Source organism: Roseovarius sp. (assembly GCF_027019125.1).
Classification (GTDB): domain Bacteria; phylum Pseudomonadota; class Alphaproteobacteria; order Rhodobacterales; family Rhodobacteraceae; genus Roseovarius.
Window position 1 is genome coordinate 340152 of sequence record NZ_JALUXE010000030.1, and the last position, 15675, is coordinate 355826.

A 15675-nucleotide genomic window follows, 5' to 3' on the forward strand; every position below is an offset into this window, starting at 1 on the left:
GCCGGTATGATTACGCAACCGCATGCGCGAGCGCGCATTGCTTCCACAAAACGGTCAGCGCCCGCACCAGATGGTCGAGATCGGCGTCCGAATGCAGCGGGCCGGGGGTGAAGCGCAGGCGCTCCGTGCCTTTGGGTACCGTCGGATAGTTGATGGGCTGCACATAGATGCCATAGTCGCGCATGAGGATATCGGCCAGCATCCGGCATTTGACCGGGTCCTTGATCATCACCGGGATGATGTGGCTGTCGTTTGCCATGTGCGGGATGCCGGCGCGGTCCAGAAGCGACCGCAGCCGCGCCACCTGTGCCCGCTGTGCCTGCCGCTCGTCCTGTGACGTCTTGAGATGCCGGATGCTGGCCGTTGCCGCCGCGGCCACTGCCGGGGGCAGGGCGGTGGTAAAGATGAAGCCACTGGCAAATGAGCGGATGAAATCGCACATCGCGGCAGAGCCGGTGACATAGCCGCCCATGCAGCCATAGGCCTTGCCCAATGTGCCCTCGATCAGGGTGATGCGATCCGCCAGGCCGCGTTCTTCTGACACGCCACCGCCGCGTGGCCCGTAGAGGCCCACGGCATGCACCTCGTCGAGATAGGTCATGGCACCGTGCTTTTCGGCCACTTCGACGATCTCTTCCATCGGGCTGATGTCGCCATCCATCGAGTAGACGCTCTCAAAGGCCACGATCTTGGGGGCGTTGGCGGGCAGGACGCTCAGCTTGCGGTCCAGGTCCTCGGGGTCGTTATGCCGCCAGATCACCTTTTTCGCGCGGCTGTGGCGGATGCCTTCGATCATGCTGGCGTGGTTCAACTCGTCCGAGAGGATCACCGCATCGGGCAGGCGCGCGCCGAGGGTCGAGAGAGCGGCCCAGTTCGAGACATAACCAGAGGTAAAGAGCAGCGCCGACTCCTTGCCATGCAGATCGGCCAGCTCCCGCTCCAGCACCAGATGGTGATGGGCGGTGCCGGAAATGTTGCGCGTGCCGCCCGCACCCGTGCCGCAGGCGTCGATCGCGTCTTTCATCGCTTGCCGGACGGCGGGATGCTGACCCATGCCGAGGTAGTCGTTGGAACACCAGACCGTGACTTCTTCGGGGGTCTGCGCATCATGGCTCCTCGCCTTGGGAAAGGCGCCGCATTGCCGCTCCAGTTCCGCGAAAATGCGATAGTTGCCTTCCTTTTTCAGCGCATCCAGCTGTGCGGTGAACATGGCATCAAAATCCATGATGTCCCTCCGGTCTTGATTTTTCAGGTGTTGGTTTGGGCGCGGGCAGCATCCAGCGCCAGAGTTTTGCATCCGGCAATGGCAGCACCATCAACCAGTGTTCGAGAAGCGCCAGCGCCGTGATCGCCGCCAGCAGGGCAAAGCCAACCGCCGCGCCGGGCGTCGGCGCGGACCACAGCCGCTCGAGCCAGCAGGCGACGGCAAAGCTGAGCGCCGAGACCGAAACCGGAAAGAACCAGCCCACCGGGGCCACGCGGAAATGGCTCGCGAGATGCGCCAATTGCGCGGGCAGGAATTCGGTGTTGATCTTGGGCACGCCGAAATAGAGGTTCAGCTTGGCGCTGATGCGGGCAAAATAGAGCACGCTGAAGGTCCAGAGCCCTACGGTGTTGACCGCCTCGGCTGCATAGAGCCAGAGCAGGATCAGCACGCCGGTCAGCAGCATTTCATGGTAGGCAATCGTGCCCCAGGCGCGGATGAACCGTTCCCATCCGACGACATGCGCGGGGCAGGGGCGCTGGTTGGGGCCGGTGATGGCCCCCGTGAGAAAGCTGAGCTCGATCCAGCCCCAGATCGCCAGTGCCGCCAGGAACGCGCCACAGGCCGCGCCGGTTCCTGTCTGTCCCAAGGTGGCCTCATAGCCCCAGATGCCAAGCGCCAGCACCGGCAGCGCCATCAGCACGGCCCGGCGTCGTGCCGCCGCCCCCCGCCGCTCGCAGAGGCGCACGACGAGCAGGATGGCCCCGGTGGCGAACCACCAGAGAAAAACCGCCATCAACGCTGCGATCCAGGGGCTACTCACGTCTGTCCTTTCATCTGGCCTCAAATACCTCGGGGGGTGTGGGAGGCTGGCCCCCCACTTGGGTCAATAGGCCGGTTCCATCCGGGTCGAGACGGGCAGGGCGTGCTTTTTCGCCGGAATGGTGTAGAGCCCGACAAAGGCCGCCGCCGCGCGCATCTGTGCGCCCAGCGACCGCAAGCGCCCGGTCACGCCACCCTCGGCGCGGGCCTCTGCGAGGTCGGCATTTGCCTTTTGCAGTCGCACCAGCCCGGCTTGCCAGCGCGGGTGGTCGATGTCGAGGGTGATCGGGAAAATCTGGCGGCTGAGCGCGCTGGTCTTGGTAAAGACCTCATGCGCATACCAATCCGGATCGACGCCCAGCGCGTTGTGGAACGCGGGGCGTTGGTGGTCGCGCACATACATCGTGGCGTAAACGGCGGTCAGGAAGAACTTGATCCAGAGGACATTCTTGCCAGAGGTCAGCTTGGGGTCGGTCTTCATCAGAAGCGCAAAGGCTTCGCCATGGCTGAACTCGTCGTTGCACCATTCCTGGAACCATTTGAAGATCGGGTGAAAGCGATGTTCGGGATGCGCCTCGAGATGGCGGAAAATCGTGATATAACGCGCATAGCCGATCTTCTCGCTGAGGTAAGTGGCGTAGTAGATGAACTTGGGCCGGAAATAGGTGTATTTCTTTTGCTGGGTCAGGAACCCGAGGTTCACAGCCACGCCCGCTTCGCGCAGCGCGTCGTTGATAAATCCCGCATGCCGCGCCTCGTCGCGTGCCATAAGCTGAAAGAGCTGGGTGATGTCCTTGTTGTTGCCGCGCCGTTTCATCTCCTTGTAGAGGACGCATCCCGAGAATTCCGCCGTGCAGGAGGAGACGAGAAAGTCGATGAACTCTTTCTTGAGTTTTGGCTCCATCCCCTCCCAATCGACATGATCCCAATCTTCGTTCTTCTTGAAATGGCCCTTGTTGGGGTCCGCCTCCATCTGCGCGATGAGCTTGTCCCAGTCCTCGCGCACCGAAGAGACGTCGATGGCATCCAATTCGTCGAAATCGGTGGTGTAAAAGCGCGGCGTGAGCAGGGTGTTCTGCATCGCGAGGTCGGTGGCGGCCTTGCTGTCGAATTTGGCATTCGCCTCCTGTATGGCGAGCCCCTCTTCGACGGTGGTGGCGTCGGCGGAATGTTTGACGGCGATATTCATAGCGTCACCTCATCGGAGAAGGAGAATTCACAGAGTTCCATCACCTCGAAATCCCCCGTCAGGCGGGTCCAGAGGCGTTCCAGCGCGCTCGCGCGGATGATCGTGGCTTCGCGGTCTTCGCGCACGACCATGCCGTAGGGGGCCATGATCTCGGGGCCGTGAACCTTGACGCTGTCGCCGGGATAGACGGTGGTGCCGTTGTTGAAGCGCACATGGGCGTGCAGGCTCTCGAAACAGTGGCTGATTTCGACCGTGCAGGGGGCGCGTTCAAATTCGCGTGTCAGAAGTCCCATGGTGGTGATCCTTTCCTAGCGGGTCAAAAGTTTGGTGAAGGCCATCGCATTGGTCTGGCCAAAGCCCATCAGATCCGCGCCCCATCCGGTCGAGGGGTCGTAGACCGAGAGGCGGCCATCCTTGCGGGCAATGATCGTCACGGGGCCGGTTAGGGCCACGCCATGCTTGGCGCGCTCGCGGTCGAGAACGCGGGACACGCCGGCGACAAAGCCACCCTCCTCTGGTGAGAGACTTGCAATCAGGGTGCCATTGGCATCAAGGATCGTGGCCGCGCCCCCCATGGTGCCGCTCAGGAACACATGACGTTCCAGCACGATCTCGCTCTCGGGCGGGGTGGCAACCAGCGGGGCATCGGTGAGGCGCGCATAAGTGACCAGCGCCAGTACCGCCAGCACCAGCCCCAGCATCGCGCGGATCATCACGCGCGGCACGAGATCGCGGTCTGGCGGGGCCTTGTATCGGGGGGCGCTTGTATCGGTCATCTTATCCGCTCCTGTTCACTCGGCCGCGATGGCGCGCTGCGGCGCGGTGCGGGCGATCTTGGGCGTGGCAACACGGGTTTCCGCCGCTTCGGCCAACAGATGCGCAACCTTGGCGGCCTCGGGGATGCAGCGCAGCGCAGGCTGGGTGCGGCGCATGACCCAGGGGCGCACATGCGGCCAGCACACAAGGTAGCTGAGCCGGGTGTCGCCCATCAGGTCGAGCGCGATGGTGCCGGTGCCGCCCTTGCCCAGCTTGAGGTCGGCGCGCCCGACCTGCGTGTAGGGCAGGTTGAGCGTGACGGTCAGTGCCGCCCCGATGCGCATGGCCACGCGGCGGTTGGTGATCGTGTAGACCGTGGCGCGCGCCTGAACATAGCCCACCAGCATGAGCATGAGGCAGACCACCCCGCCCATGATCACGAGCGGCAGGGCGGCGGCAAAGGCCGTGATGAGCGGCATCTGGTCCATCATGGTGATGAACCGCCAGACCGCGAGCACGACGAAATAGCCCGCCACCCACGGCAGGCTGAGCGCCTCGACACTCAACCGCCACCAGTTGGGGGCCCCCTGCCAGAGAATACGCTCGCCCTCGGGCGGAGTTTCGGGCAGGCCCCTTACGGGCTCAACGGCAAAATCGTCGTGGCTCATTGTCCTGGCTCCTTATCCCAGCTGCGGCTCTTGCCGGGCGTCGCTGGCATAAAGGGTGCCACCGCCGTAATAGCCGCTGATCTTGTCCTCTTCGAGCAGGGTCACTTGGCGCGGTGAGGCATGTTGCGGCACGCCGCCGAAATGCTTGCCAAAGATCGAACGGACATTGACGCGGTCGGACTTGATCCGGGTAAAGGTGATCGGCACCAGACGCTTGCCCTCGCCATGCGGCGCGGCCAGTTCGATTTCCAGATAGCGGACCAGTTGCTCGGGTTCGTCGATCCACATGTCGCTGATCTTGCCCACGATCTCGCCGTCACCCGCCACAACGGGCAGCCCGCGTGGATCGCGCCCTGCGGCCACCACGAAGTGCTCGGTCGCGGCCATCGGCACGATCTTGGGGTGCCCATGGCCATCCAGTTCCGGCACATCGCGGCGCGGCGCCCAAGACGCAGGGCCAACCCCGTCGGCCATCGGATCGCCGGTGGGGGCGAAAGGAAAGCCATTGCCCGCGGCGGTCTTTTCCAGCGCCAGATCGCTGCGGTCCGGGTTTTGCCCCGAGGGCACGGTCAATTCGCCCCGGCCATGCGGCAGTTTGAAGGTCTTGTCGCCGGGCAGCGGGAACAGCCCCTGGTTGGCCGACGGCCTGCCGTCGTCATCCTCGAGCGGATAGCCTTCGCGCATGTTTTCGCGCTGGATGTAAAAGATCAGCAGGGCAAAGAACCCGTAGAACAGCCAGAGCGAGAGGCTTGCGAGATCAAAATTTCCAAAGAACGGCTCGGTCATGTCAGTCTCCTTTCGAGCGATCGCAGGTCATGTGGGGAAATCGGCCAGCCCGATACGGCCGCCCCCGGATTGGCTTGTGCTGCCGGACTGCTTGAACCGCACCAGCGGGCCGAGCACGGCAAGGGTAATGAACAAAAGGGCAATTTCCCCGTGATAGACGACGGAATAGCCGGTGGCGGGGGTGCTCAGCGCCTCGCCCATCTGCCCCGAAAGGGCGAGATGATTGACGACGTCGCGCACACCACCGCCGATGGCAATCGAGAGACCCGCCGCCGTCGCTTGCGCCGCGCCCCAGGCCCCGAGCGCCAGGCCATTTCCGGTCATGCCGCTTGCGGCAAGGGTCATGGCGGCGGTCAGGGTCGAGACCGCGAAAAGCCCGCCGCCCAGGCCAATCAGGCCCGCCCCGGCGAAAAAGAGTGCAGGCGCCTGCATCGGCGCGGCAAAGATCACGGTCGAAAAGGCCGCGATCCCGATCAAGAGGCCGGTGCCCGCCATGCGGTAGGTATTGGCCCCTCGCAACAGTGCGCGGCCTGCAAATCCAAAGCCCAGCAGAGCGCCAATCGCCCAGATCGAGGTCAGCATCGTGGTGGAGGACACGGACAGCCCCAGCACCTCGCCGCCATAGGGTTCGAGCAGCACGTCCTGCATGTTGAAGGCCATGGTGCCAAGAAAGACCACCGCCAGAAGGCGCCCTGCGGTGCCCCCCGCCATCAGATCCTGCCAGGCCGCGCGGAATTCGGGGCGCGGGGCCGCACGCTCTTCGCGGCTCATCGGGTTGAGCTTTTCCTGTTTCCAGAGGGCCACAAGGTTCAGCAGGATGCCTGCCAACGCCGCCCCCTGAACCACGCGCACCAGCGTGAAGGGCGCGAAATCCCGCAAGAGCCAGCCAATGACGATGGCCGAAATCGCCATGCCCAGGAGGAACATGACGTAAAGCAGCGCCACGACCCGGGGGCGGGTCTCATCCGTGGCGCGGTCGCTCGCGAGGGCAAGACCGGCCGTCTGTGTCATGTGCAGGCCGAGGCCGGTCATGAGGAACGCCAGTGCCGCCAGCACCTCGCCCGCCCAGGTCGGCCCCACCTCTTGCTGGCCCGAAAGAACCAGGAGCGCGAAGGGCATGACCGCAAGGCCGCCCATCTGCCAGAGCGAGCCGAACCAGAGATAGGGAATACGTTTCCAACCCAGGGCCGAGCGGTGTGTGTCTGACCGGAACCCCATCAACGCCCGGAAGGGCGCAATCAGCACCGGCAGCGCGATCATGGCCGCAACCACAAGGGCCGGAACCGAAAGCTCGACGATCATCACCCGGTTCAGCGTGCCCAGCAGGAGCACCGTCGCCATCCCCACCGACACCTGAAAGAGCGACAGGCGCAGAAGCTGCCCGAGCGGCAGACCCTCGCTCGCCGCATCGGCAAAGGGCAGCCAGCGCGTGGTAAGCGCCATCAGCGGAGAGGGGCGGCGCGTGTTCATCTGTGAACCTCCATCGCCTGAGAGATGTAAAAGCCGGAGGTCACGCGGCCCAGCGGGCGCAGGCTGGCGGTGCTGCCGGCATAGCGCAGCGCCTGTTGCAGCCGTTTGGCGGAATGGGGCACCATGCTGGGCGAGCGGTCGGCGCGCGGGAAAAGCTTGCCCATGCGCCACATCGCCATGAGAAGCGGGGTGCGCGGGGCGACGGTAAAGATCACCGTGCCGGTGGTGCGTGCCGCCAGCGCATCTAGCGCGCGCGCGAGGTCCGCGTCCGTGTAATAGATCAGGCTGTCCATCGCGAGGACGTGATCAAACCGCCCAAGGGCGGGGTCGAGCATGTCACCGGCGTGCAAGCTGACCCGCGGCATGAGCGCGTCCGGCAAGCGCCGTCGCGCCACCTCGATGAGGGCAGGGGAGATATCCACCGCCATCACCTCGGCGCCGCGCGCCGCCAGTTCCGCCGTCATCTGCCCGGCACCGCAACCCGCATCGAGAACGCGAAGCCCGCGCATGTCCTGCGGCAGCCGCGCCAGCATCTGCGCGCGCATCCGGTCGCGTCCGAGCCGCACCGTCTGGCGGATCTTCGACACCGGCGCATCGCTTGTCAGCCGTTCCCAGACCTGGGTCGCGGTGCGGTCGAAATAGGTCTCGACCCGGTCGCGCGTCTGCGTCCAGTCATCTTGCGGTGCCCCAAGGGCCGGAGGTGCGCCGAAATCCCGCATCAATCGAACCCCAGCAGTTCAAAGATGTCTCGGTCTTCCATCGGTGAGGGGGCCAGGGGATCGGTGCCGTTCCAGAGATGCTGGGCAAGGCCCGTGTAGATGTCGCGTACCATCTGCACCTCGTCATCCAGATCCATCTCGAACAGAGTTTTCTTCTTGAGGCGCGAGCGGCGGATGGCGTCGATATCGGGCATATGGGCGATGCGGTTGAACCCCACCACATCGCAATAGCGGTCGACCTCGTTGGTCGCACGCGAGCGATTGGCCACGCAGCCCGCCAGCCGCACCTTGTAGTTCGCGGATTTGGCCTGCACGGCGGCGATGATCCGGTTCATCGCATAAATGCTGTCGAAATCATTGGCGGTGACGATCAGGGCGCGGTCGGCGTGCTGCAAAGGTGCCGCAAAGCCACCGCAGACCACGTCGCCCAGCACGTCGAAGATCACCACATCGGCATCATCGAGCATATGATGCTGTTTCAAGAGCTTGACCGTCTGGCCCACCACATAGCCGCCACATCCGGTCCCGGCAGGGGGGCCACCGGCCTCGACGCATTTCACGCCGCCCCAGCCCTCGGTCACGAAATCCTCGGGGCGCAACTCCTCGGCATGGAAATCCACGCTCTTGAGTATGTCGATCACCGTCGGCTGCAACTGGCCGGTGAGGGTAAAGGTGCTGTCATGCTTGGGATCACACCCGATCTGCAACACGCGTTTGCCCATGGCGGCAAAGGCCGCCGAGAGGTTGGACGAGGTGGTCGATTTGCCGATGCCGCCCTTGCCATAGACCGAGAACACCTTGGCGCCTTCGATCTTCATATCGGCGTCCTGATGCACTTGCACCGATCCCTCGCCGTCCTGTCCCCTCAGGTTGGGAATGTCGTCGCGCGGGCTCATATGGTCCTCCAATCGGCTTGTGCCGTGATCTTGTGTTTCATCTGGCGAAAAATACCTCGGGGGTGTGGGGGCTGGCCCCCACTCCGGCAGAGGTCACACTCGAAAAGCCTGGTCATTCTGCCGCCACCCCTTCCATTCGATCCTCCATCGCCGCCGCTGCGGATTGGAGTGCTGCAAGGGTCGCGGCATCTGTTTGCCAATAGGCGCGGTCATGTGCCTCCAGCAGACGGTTGGCCATGCGCGACGAGGCCACCGGGTTGAGATCGCTCAACCGTTTGCGCATCGCCTCATCAAGCACGAAGGTTTCGGAAATCCGCTGATAGATCCAAGGCTCCACCTGTCCGGTGGTGGCCGACCAGCCCATCGTATTGGTCACATGCGCCTCGATCTGGCGCACGCCTTCGGCCCCGTGGCGCAAGAGGCCTTCGTGGAATTTCGGGTTGAGCGAGCGGGCACGGGTTTCAAGCGCCACCTGATCGGCGAGTGTGCGCACGGTGCCTGTGCCGCGCGTGGTGTCGGAGATGTAGATCGCGGCCTCCTGGCCGCCGCGCGCCCGGCGCACGGCGCGGGAAATCCCGCCCAGCGTGTCGAAATAATGGTCCACGGTGGTGACACCGAGTTCGACCGACTCGAGGTTCTGATACGCCACCTCGACCCGTTCCAGCGCCGCCTGCAAAAGCGCGCTTTGCGCCGTGGCCTTGCCGTTGACGCCGTAGGCAAAGCCCTTGCGCGCCTGATAGGCGTCGGCCAGCTCATCCTCATCGTCAAAGGCAGAGCTGTCGACCAACTGATTGACGTTCGAGCCATAGGCGCCCTCGGCATTCGAGAACACCCGCAGTGCCGCCGTTTCCAGATCGCAGCCTGTTTTGGCCATCTGTGCGCGGACATGGGCGCGGATATAGTTCATCTCGTCGGGCTCATCGGCGCCGGCTGCCACCAGCGCCGCCTCGGCCAGCATCCGCACCTGCAAGGGAAGCAGGTCGCGGAAAATGCCCGAGAGCGTCATCATCACGTCGATGCGCGGGCGGCCCAGCACCTCGAGCGGGATCAGGTCCGCACCTGAGAGGCGGCCGAAGGAGTCGAACCGCGGCTTGGCCCCCATCAGCGCCAATGCCTGTGCCATGGGCGCGCCGTCCGATTTGATATTGTCCGACCCCCAGAGCACGAGAGCCACCGAACGCGGCAGGCTCTTGTGGGTTTCCAGCAGGCGTGCCGCCTGACGCGCGCCATCGCGGCAGGCGAATTCGGTGGGCATGCGGAAGGGATCAAAGGCATGGATATTGCGCCCTGTGGGCAGGATATCGGCCGAGCGGATCAGGTCGCCGCCGGGCACGGGCGGGGTGAAGCGCCCGCCCAGGGCGCGCAAGAGCGCCGCAATCTCGGTTTCCTGTTGCAAGAGGGTATCCACCCGCGCCCGTGTTTCGGCATCGCTGCCGTCCATGATCTCGAGATATCCGGCGCGCGCCTCGGCGCTCATGGGACGACCCAGCACATGCAGGCCTTCGGGGATCAGCGCATCCTCGGTTTCCAGCAGTTTGAGCCAGAGTGTGTCGGGGTCGCGCCCGGCCATGTCGACCGTCACGGCCTGCTCGGCGATCAGGGCGCGCAATTCCTCGCGCTCGGGCGCGTCGCCCGCCATTTCACGCCAGCGCTTGAGGCTGTCCTTGAGTTCCGCGAGCCCCTTGTAGAGGCCCGAGGCGGCCAAGGGCGGCGTCAGATGCGTCACCGTCACAGCCCCTGTGCGGCGCTTGGCCAGACTCGCCTCGGAGGGGTTGTTGGAGGGGTAGAGATAGACATTGGGCATGTCGCCAATCAGCCGGTCCGGCCAGCAGGCTGCCCCCGGTCCGGCCTGTTTGCCCGGCATGAATTCCAGCGCGCCGTGCATCCCGAAATGCAAGAGCACATCGGCCTGAAAGCCGGTCTTGAGCCAGAGGTAGAATTGCGTGAACGCATGGGTCGGGGCAAATCCGCGCTCGAACAATAGGCGCATCGGGTCGCCCTCGTAGCCAAAGGCCGGTTGCAGCCCGACAAAGACATTGCCGAACTCGGCGCCGAGGATGAACACCCCGCGCCCGTCCGATTGCACCTTGCCCGGGGCTGCGCCCCATTGCGCCTCGATCTCGCGCAGCCAGGGCGTGCCTGCCACAATGTCATCGGCGCTGACATGCGCGGCGATATTGGCCTCTTGCCCGTATTGGCGGGCGCTCCCTTCTAGAACCGCGCGGCGCAGGTCTTCGACCGTTGCGGGCGGGGTCAGGTCATAGCCGCGCGCGGCCATGGCATGCAGCATGTTGTGCAGCGATTGAAAGACATCGAGATAGGCCGCCGTACCCGCCGCCCCGGCATTGGGCGGAAAGCCGAAGAGCACAATGCCCACGCGGCGCGTCGCCACCTCTTGCCGGCGCAGATGCGCCAGCCGCGCGACCCGCGCCGCCAGAATGTCGATCCGCTCGGGGCAGGGGGCCATCGCCTTGGCCCCGCCGCCGGTGCAGCGGCGCGCGCAGCCGTCGCAGGCCGTATCGCCATGACGCCCGGCAAAGACCGTGGGGTTCGTGGCACCGTCGATTTCGGGCAGGGCCACCAGCATGGTTGTTTCGATCGGTCCCAGCCCGCCCGCCGATCCGGCCCATTGGGCAAGGGTCTGAAATTCGAGCGGATGGGCGGCGACGTAAGGAACGTCAAGGCGGCTCAGAACATCGACTGCGGCTGCGCTGTCATTATACGCGGGGCCGCCCACGAGGCTGAAGCCGGTCAGCGATACCAGCGTATCGACACGTCCCTCGAAGAACCGCTCGACCGCCGGGCGGCCATCAAGCCCCGACGCAAAGGCCGGGATCACCTTGAGGCCGCGCGCCTCGAACGCCCGGATCACCGCGTCATAATGCGCGTGATCTCCCGAGAGGACATAGCTTCGCATGACCAAGAGGCCGACCGTGCCCGTTGCCTCGTGGGGTGCGGGCAGGCGGGTGAGGTCGGTCGTGATCCGCTCGGGCAGGTCGGGATGGTAGAGACCCACCTCGGGGTAATCCTGCGGGGCGGGGGCGCGCAGCGCGCGAAAGCGGGCCTCGTGGCCATAGCGCGACATCAGGAACCGCAGCATGGCCTCGATGTTGTCGTCCGAGGTGCCGAGCCAGTATTGCATGACAAGGAACCATGCGCGCAGGTCCTGCGCCTTGCCGGGGATATATTTCAGGATGCGCGGCAGGCGACGCAGCATCTTCATCTTCTTCTCGCCAGACTCCGCCGACGGCTTGTCGGTGCCGCGCAGGCGCTTGATCAGCTTGCGCGCACCGGTTTCGGGGGCGGCCATGTCGAGCGTGCCCATGCGGGTCAGTTTCACGATCTGGGCATCGGCGATGATGCCGATCATCGCGTCACAGTGATCGCGCCGTGCGCGCAGGTCCGGCAAGATCGCGCGGATGTGATCTTCGAGAAAAAGCAGGCTTATGAGGATCAGGTCGCCGCGCGCGATATCGGCGCGGGCGGCGTCGAGTGCCGTTGGATTCTCGCCCCATTCGGCGGCGGCATGGACCTTGAGCGTGAGGCCGGGAAATTCCGCCGCCATCCTCTCGGCCACCCGCGCGCAGGCCCCTGCCGCATGGGCATCCAGCGTGAGGATCACGACGCGGTAAGGGGCTGTCGCGGCCGGGGGGATCACGTCATCGCGCATAATGGGCCTTTGCCTCGTAAAGCGTGTCGATGCCGATTTCGTTCAGCCCCCTTTGCGAGGCGAAAATCTCGGTGTTGCGCCGGGCCTTGCCGCGCACGAAGAAGGGGATCTTCTTCAACTCGCGCTCGGCGTCGGCCAGCCAGACCAGAACGTCGCCGGGCTTGGCCGGTGCATTTGCAGGGGCCGGAGGCTCTGCGATGTCCTTGGCGGCGTCCCTCGCCACATGCTGCCCGCCATGGTGGCTGGCACCTGCGGCGTCGTGGAATTCGAAATCGTCGCGGAACATATGCAAGAGGTGCTCTTCGAGCCCCATCACCAGCGGGTGCACCCAAGTATCAAAGATTACATTGGCCCCCTCGATCCCCATCTGCGGGGAATAGCGGGCCGGGAAATCCTGAACATGCACAGGCGCAGAGATCACGGCGCAGGGGATACCCAGCCGTTTGCCGATCATCCGCTCCATCTGGGTGCCGAGGATCATTTCGGGGGCGGCGGCCTCGATCGCGGCCTCAACCTCGAGATAGTCGTCGGTGATCAGCGCCTCGAGCCGGTAGGTCTTGGCCAGTGCCCGCAGGGGCCGCGCCATTTCGCGGTTGTAGCAGCCAAGGCCGACCACCTCGAACCCCATCTCGTCACGGGCGATGCGGGCAGCGGCGGCGGCATGGGTGCCATCGCCAAAGATGAACACGCGCTTGCCCGTCAGATAGGTGCTGTCAACGCTGGCCGAATACCAGGGCAGGCGCAGGCGTTCTTCATCCATTGCCTGAGGAACATTGGCCAAGGTGCTGACTTCACGAATGAAATCTCTGGTGGCACCGACGCCGATGGGAACGGTCTTGGTGTAGGGCAGACCGAGCTCCCGCTCCATCCAGCGGCAAGCGCTCTCGCCGGTTTCGGGATACATCAGCACGTTGAAATGGGCCGCCCCGAGGCGGGCGATGTCAGAGGGGGACGCACCATAGGGGGCGCAGACATTCACGGTGACGCCCATGTCGGCCAGCATGCCGGTCAGTTCGGTGATGTCATCGCGGTGGCGAAAGCCGAGGGCCGTCGGTCCGATCAGATTGCAGCTGACATGGGCGGTTTTTTCGACCGGTCTAGCCAGTGCGCGGGTGATCTGAAAGAAGGTCTCGTCCGCGCCGAAATTTTCCTTGCGCTGATAGCTGGGCAGTTCGAGGGCAATGACCGGGACGGGCAGGCCCATCATCTCGGCCATGCCACCGGGGTCGTCCTGAATGAGTTCGGCGGTGCAGGAGGCGCCGACGATCATCGCCTCTGGCTGGAACCGGTCATAGGCAGCCTGACAGGCGGTTTTGAAGAGATTGGCCGTGTCAGCCCCAAGGTCGCGGGCCTGAAAGGTGGTGTAGGTGACGGGCGGGCGGTGGTTGCGCCGCTCGATCATGGTAAAGAGCAAGTCGGCGTAGGTATCGCCCTGCGGTGCGTGGAGGACGTAATGCAGCCCCTTCATCGCGGTTGCGACGCGCATCGCGCCGACATGCGGCGGGCCTTCATAGGTCCAAAGCGTAAGCTTCATGATGCTGCCCCCAGTTTGAGAGCCGCGCGGCGCCGCATCGGGCGCGAGAAAAGCCCCGCCAGATCGCCTGCCTGTTCGTAGAAATGCACCGGGGTAAAGACCAGCTCGATCGCCCATTTGGTCGCCAGCCCCTCGGCCTCTAGCGGGTTGGCAAGGCCCAGACCGCAGACGGTCAGATCGGGCTGAGCGGCGCGGCAACGGTCGAGTTGACGCTCGACATCCTGACCTTCGGTCAGTTGCGGGCCTGCCTCAAGCAGGTCGAGATCGGGGCCGAGGATGTGTTTGTGCAGGAAAGGCGTGCCCACTTCGACGGCGCGCATGCCGCATTCGCGAGTCAGGAACCGTGCAAGCGGGATTTCAAGCTGGCTGTCGGGGAAGAAAAAGATCGACTTGCCACGCAGGCTTTCGGCGGCTTGGGCCACGGCGCGGGTGGCGCGGGTGCGCGGGGCGGCGGTGACACGTTCGAATGTCGCGGCATCCACGCCAAATTCATCGGCCACGGCGCGCAACCAGCCGGTCGTGCCCTCGGCGCCAAAGGGGAAGGGGGCCGGGATATGCCGTGCGCCGCGCCGCTCGAGCGCCGCGAGCGTATCGCCAAGGAAGGGCTGCAGCAGGGCGAAGACAGTGTTTTTACCCACGCTCAGCGGATCATCCGCCCGGCGCGCGGGCAGGATCGCGACATCGGTGATCCCCATCTGGGCCAAGAGGTCGCGGGCCTGATCCTCGACCACATCGGGTAGGGCACCCACCAGCATCAACTGGCGCGCATCGGTTTCGGGCAGCGAGGGGACCATGGAGGCAAGGCAGGCATCCTCGCCCTGGGTGAAGGTGGTTTCGATGCCAGAGCCGGAATAGTTCAGCACCCGCACATGCGGGGCGTGCTGCGCGCTCAGCCGTTCGGCGGCACGGGCGAGATCGAGCTTGATCACTTCGGACGGGCAGGAGCCCACGAGGAAGAGTTGCCGGATGTCGGGCCGGCGCGCGATCAGGCGAGCAACCTCTCGCTCCAGCTCGGCCTGAGCATCGGCGAGGCCGGCGAGGTCGGTTTCTTCCAGAATGGCGGTGCCGAATCGGGGTTCGGCAAAGATCATCACGCCAGCGGCGGATTGCAGCAGATGCGCGCAGGTGCGCGAGCCGACCACAAGAAAGAACGCATCCTGCATCTTGCGATGCAGCCAGATGATGCCGGTCAGACCGCAAAACACCTCGTGCTGACCGCGCTCGCGCAACACGGGGGCGTCGCGGCAACCTGTGCTGGGAGGCGTGTCAAAGCTCATGCCGCCTCTCCTGCCTGAAGGCGCGCCATGCGCAGCTTCCACAGGAATTGTCCGGCATTGATGACGTAGGCCGCATAGGCCGCGAGCGCGAGACCCATCAGGGCTTGGGGGGTCAGTGCGTGGGTCCAGAGCGCCCAGAGATAGGCGGTGTGCAGGGCGATGACGCCAAAGCTGAACACGTCTTCCCAGAAGAAGGCAGGCGCAAAGAGGTATTGGCCGAACACCACCTTTTCCCAGATCGCGCCGGTCACCATGATGAGGTATAGCACGCCGGTCTTGATCACGATGGACCAGGTCGCGGCAGCAAATCCGTCGCCGGTGACGAGGTAGCGCAGAACGAGCCCGAGCGAGATCAGGAAGACCAGGAATTGCAGCGGTGCGAGAATACCTTGAACCAGGGTCCAGACCGTTGCGTCGCGGCGTTCACGCTCTGCGGCGGTGTAGAGCGCCCCGGTCGCTTGTTGATGATGCGCCTGCCGCGCCATATCCCCTCCGGTCCCGTGCCTCTGGCCTGTTCCAATGCTACGACTCGAAGGTCAAATGTGTCAATTATAATTTACACTTTTGAAGGTGAGCGAACTGTAATGAAAAATGGACTTCTGCCGTTCAAGGTGGCAGGGAGTGCTGCTATGCGCTATTTTTGTGCACAATATTTGTGAAGCTGTGGGCGGTTTGTCCGAGATC

At 64.5% G+C, this 15675-nt stretch carries 14 protein-coding genes; all 14 read right to left on the reverse strand.

Annotated elements, in window-relative coordinates; translation table 11 throughout:
- Positions 1-10: 10 nt before the first annotated feature.
- The gene (gene hemA, locus MVC20_RS13875; RefSeq protein ID WP_297542357.1) at positions 11-1225 is read right to left on the reverse strand and encodes a 5-aminolevulinate synthase; all 1215 of its coding nucleotides are present in this window, start codon (positions 1223-1225) and stop codon (positions 11-13) included.
- Complete coding sequence (gene puhE, locus MVC20_RS13880) at positions 1215-2027, reverse strand: putative photosynthetic complex assembly protein PuhE (protein WP_297542359.1); 813 nt, start codon at positions 2025-2027, stop codon at positions 1215-1217. Before puhE ends, hemA begins: the two co-directional genes overlap by 11 nt.
- Before the next feature lie 63 nt (positions 2028-2090).
- Complete coding sequence (gene acsF, locus MVC20_RS13885) at positions 2091-3215, reverse strand: magnesium-protoporphyrin IX monomethyl ester (oxidative) cyclase (protein ID WP_297542361.1); 1125 nt, start codon at positions 3213-3215, stop codon at positions 2091-2093.
- Positions 3212-3508 (reverse strand): hypothetical protein, encoded by a 297-nt coding sequence (locus MVC20_RS13890; protein ID WP_297542363.1) that lies wholly within the window; start codon positions 3506-3508, stop codon positions 3212-3214. The genes acsF and MVC20_RS13890 overlap by 4 nt, the downstream gene beginning before the upstream one ends.
- Before the next feature lie 15 nt (positions 3509-3523).
- Complete coding sequence (gene puhC / locus MVC20_RS13895) at positions 3524-3991, reverse strand: photosynthetic complex assembly protein PuhC (RefSeq protein WP_297542365.1); 468 nt, start codon at positions 3989-3991, stop codon at positions 3524-3526.
- 15 nt (positions 3992-4006) lie between these two features.
- Complete coding sequence (gene puhB, locus MVC20_RS13900) at positions 4007-4639, reverse strand: photosynthetic complex putative assembly protein PuhB (protein ID WP_297542367.1); 633 nt, start codon at positions 4637-4639, stop codon at positions 4007-4009.
- A 12-nt stretch (positions 4640-4651) separates the two neighbouring features.
- On the reverse strand, positions 4652-5425 hold the full coding sequence (puhA, locus tag MVC20_RS13905) for a photosynthetic reaction center subunit H (protein WP_297542369.1): 774 nt from the start codon (positions 5423-5425) through the stop codon (positions 4652-4654).
- A gap of 27 nt (positions 5426-5452) precedes the next feature.
- Positions 5453-6895 carry a PucC family protein gene (locus tag MVC20_RS13910; RefSeq protein WP_297542371.1) on the reverse strand — a complete coding sequence of 481 codons (1443 nt, stop codon included), beginning with the start codon at positions 6893-6895 and terminating at the stop codon, positions 5453-5455.
- A complete protein-coding gene (gene bchM, locus MVC20_RS13915) occupies positions 6892-7614 on the reverse strand; it encodes a magnesium protoporphyrin IX methyltransferase (RefSeq protein ID WP_297542373.1) in 723 nt (240 codons plus the stop codon). Before bchM ends, MVC20_RS13910 begins: the two co-directional genes overlap by 4 nt.
- Positions 7614-8510, reverse strand: coding sequence for a ferredoxin:protochlorophyllide reductase (ATP-dependent) iron-sulfur ATP-binding protein (bchL, locus tag MVC20_RS13920; RefSeq protein WP_297542375.1), 897 nt, complete (start codon positions 8508-8510; stop codon positions 7614-7616). Before bchL ends, bchM begins: the two co-directional genes overlap by 1 nt.
- Before the next feature lie 112 nt (positions 8511-8622).
- Positions 8623-12180 carry a magnesium chelatase subunit H gene (locus MVC20_RS13925; protein WP_297542377.1) on the reverse strand — a complete coding sequence of 1186 codons (3558 nt, stop codon included), beginning with the start codon at positions 12178-12180 and terminating at the stop codon, positions 8623-8625.
- Positions 12170-13714 carry a ferredoxin:protochlorophyllide reductase (ATP-dependent) subunit B gene (gene bchB / locus MVC20_RS13930; protein WP_297542379.1) on the reverse strand — a complete coding sequence of 515 codons (1545 nt, stop codon included), beginning with the start codon at positions 13712-13714 and terminating at the stop codon, positions 12170-12172. Before bchB ends, MVC20_RS13925 begins: the two co-directional genes overlap by 11 nt.
- On the reverse strand, positions 13711-14991 hold the full coding sequence (locus MVC20_RS13935) for a ferredoxin:protochlorophyllide reductase (ATP-dependent) subunit N (RefSeq protein WP_297542381.1): 1281 nt from the start codon (positions 14989-14991) through the stop codon (positions 13711-13713). Before MVC20_RS13935 ends, bchB begins: the two co-directional genes overlap by 4 nt.
- On the reverse strand, positions 14988-15476 hold the full coding sequence (gene bchF / locus MVC20_RS13940; RefSeq protein ID WP_297542383.1) for a 2-vinyl bacteriochlorophyllide hydratase: 489 nt from the start codon (positions 15474-15476) through the stop codon (positions 14988-14990). The genes MVC20_RS13935 and bchF overlap by 4 nt, the downstream gene beginning before the upstream one ends.
- Positions 15477-15675 lie beyond the last annotated feature (199 nt).

What these genes read in the sequence shown, in the direction of transcription:
- bchL (WP_297542375.1), bottom strand. Translation starts at nt 8,510, where the DNA reads ATGAGCCCGCGCGACGACATTCCCAACCTGAGGGGACAGGACGGCGAG.
- MVC20_RS13890 (WP_297542363.1), bottom strand. Translation starts at nt 3,508, where the DNA reads ATGGGACTTCTGACACGCGAATTTGAACGCGCCCCCTGCACGGTCGAA.
- puhC (WP_297542365.1), bottom strand. Translation starts at nt 3,991, where the DNA reads ATGACCGATACAAGCGCCCCCCGATACAAGGCCCCGCCAGACCGCGAT.
- MVC20_RS13935 (WP_297542381.1), bottom strand. Translation starts at nt 14,991, where the DNA reads ATGAGCTTTGACACGCCTCCCAGCACAGGTTGCCGCGACGCCCCCGTG.
- hemA (WP_297542357.1), bottom strand. Translation starts at nt 1,225, where the DNA reads ATGGATTTTGATGCCATGTTCACCGCACAGCTGGATGCGCTGAAAAAG.
- puhA (WP_297542369.1), bottom strand. Translation starts at nt 5,425, where the DNA reads ATGACCGAGCCGTTCTTTGGAAATTTTGATCTCGCAAGCCTCTCGCTC.
- MVC20_RS13925 (WP_297542377.1), bottom strand. Translation starts at nt 12,180, where the DNA reads ATGCGCGATGACGTGATCCCCCCGGCCGCGACAGCCCCTTACCGCGTC.
- bchB (WP_297542379.1), bottom strand. Translation starts at nt 13,714, where the DNA reads ATGAAGCTTACGCTTTGGACCTATGAAGGCCCGCCGCATGTCGGCGCG.
- acsF (WP_297542361.1), bottom strand. Translation starts at nt 3,215, where the DNA reads ATGAATATCGCCGTCAAACATTCCGCCGACGCCACCACCGTCGAAGAG.
- puhB (WP_297542367.1), bottom strand. Translation starts at nt 4,639, where the DNA reads ATGAGCCACGACGATTTTGCCGTTGAGCCCGTAAGGGGCCTGCCCGAA.
- bchM (WP_297542373.1), bottom strand. Translation starts at nt 7,614, where the DNA reads ATGCGGGATTTCGGCGCACCTCCGGCCCTTGGGGCACCGCAAGATGAC.
- bchF (WP_297542383.1), bottom strand. Translation starts at nt 15,476, where the DNA reads ATGGCGCGGCAGGCGCATCATCAACAAGCGACCGGGGCGCTCTACACC.
- MVC20_RS13910 (WP_297542371.1), bottom strand. Translation starts at nt 6,895, where the DNA reads ATGAACACGCGCCGCCCCTCTCCGCTGATGGCGCTTACCACGCGCTGG.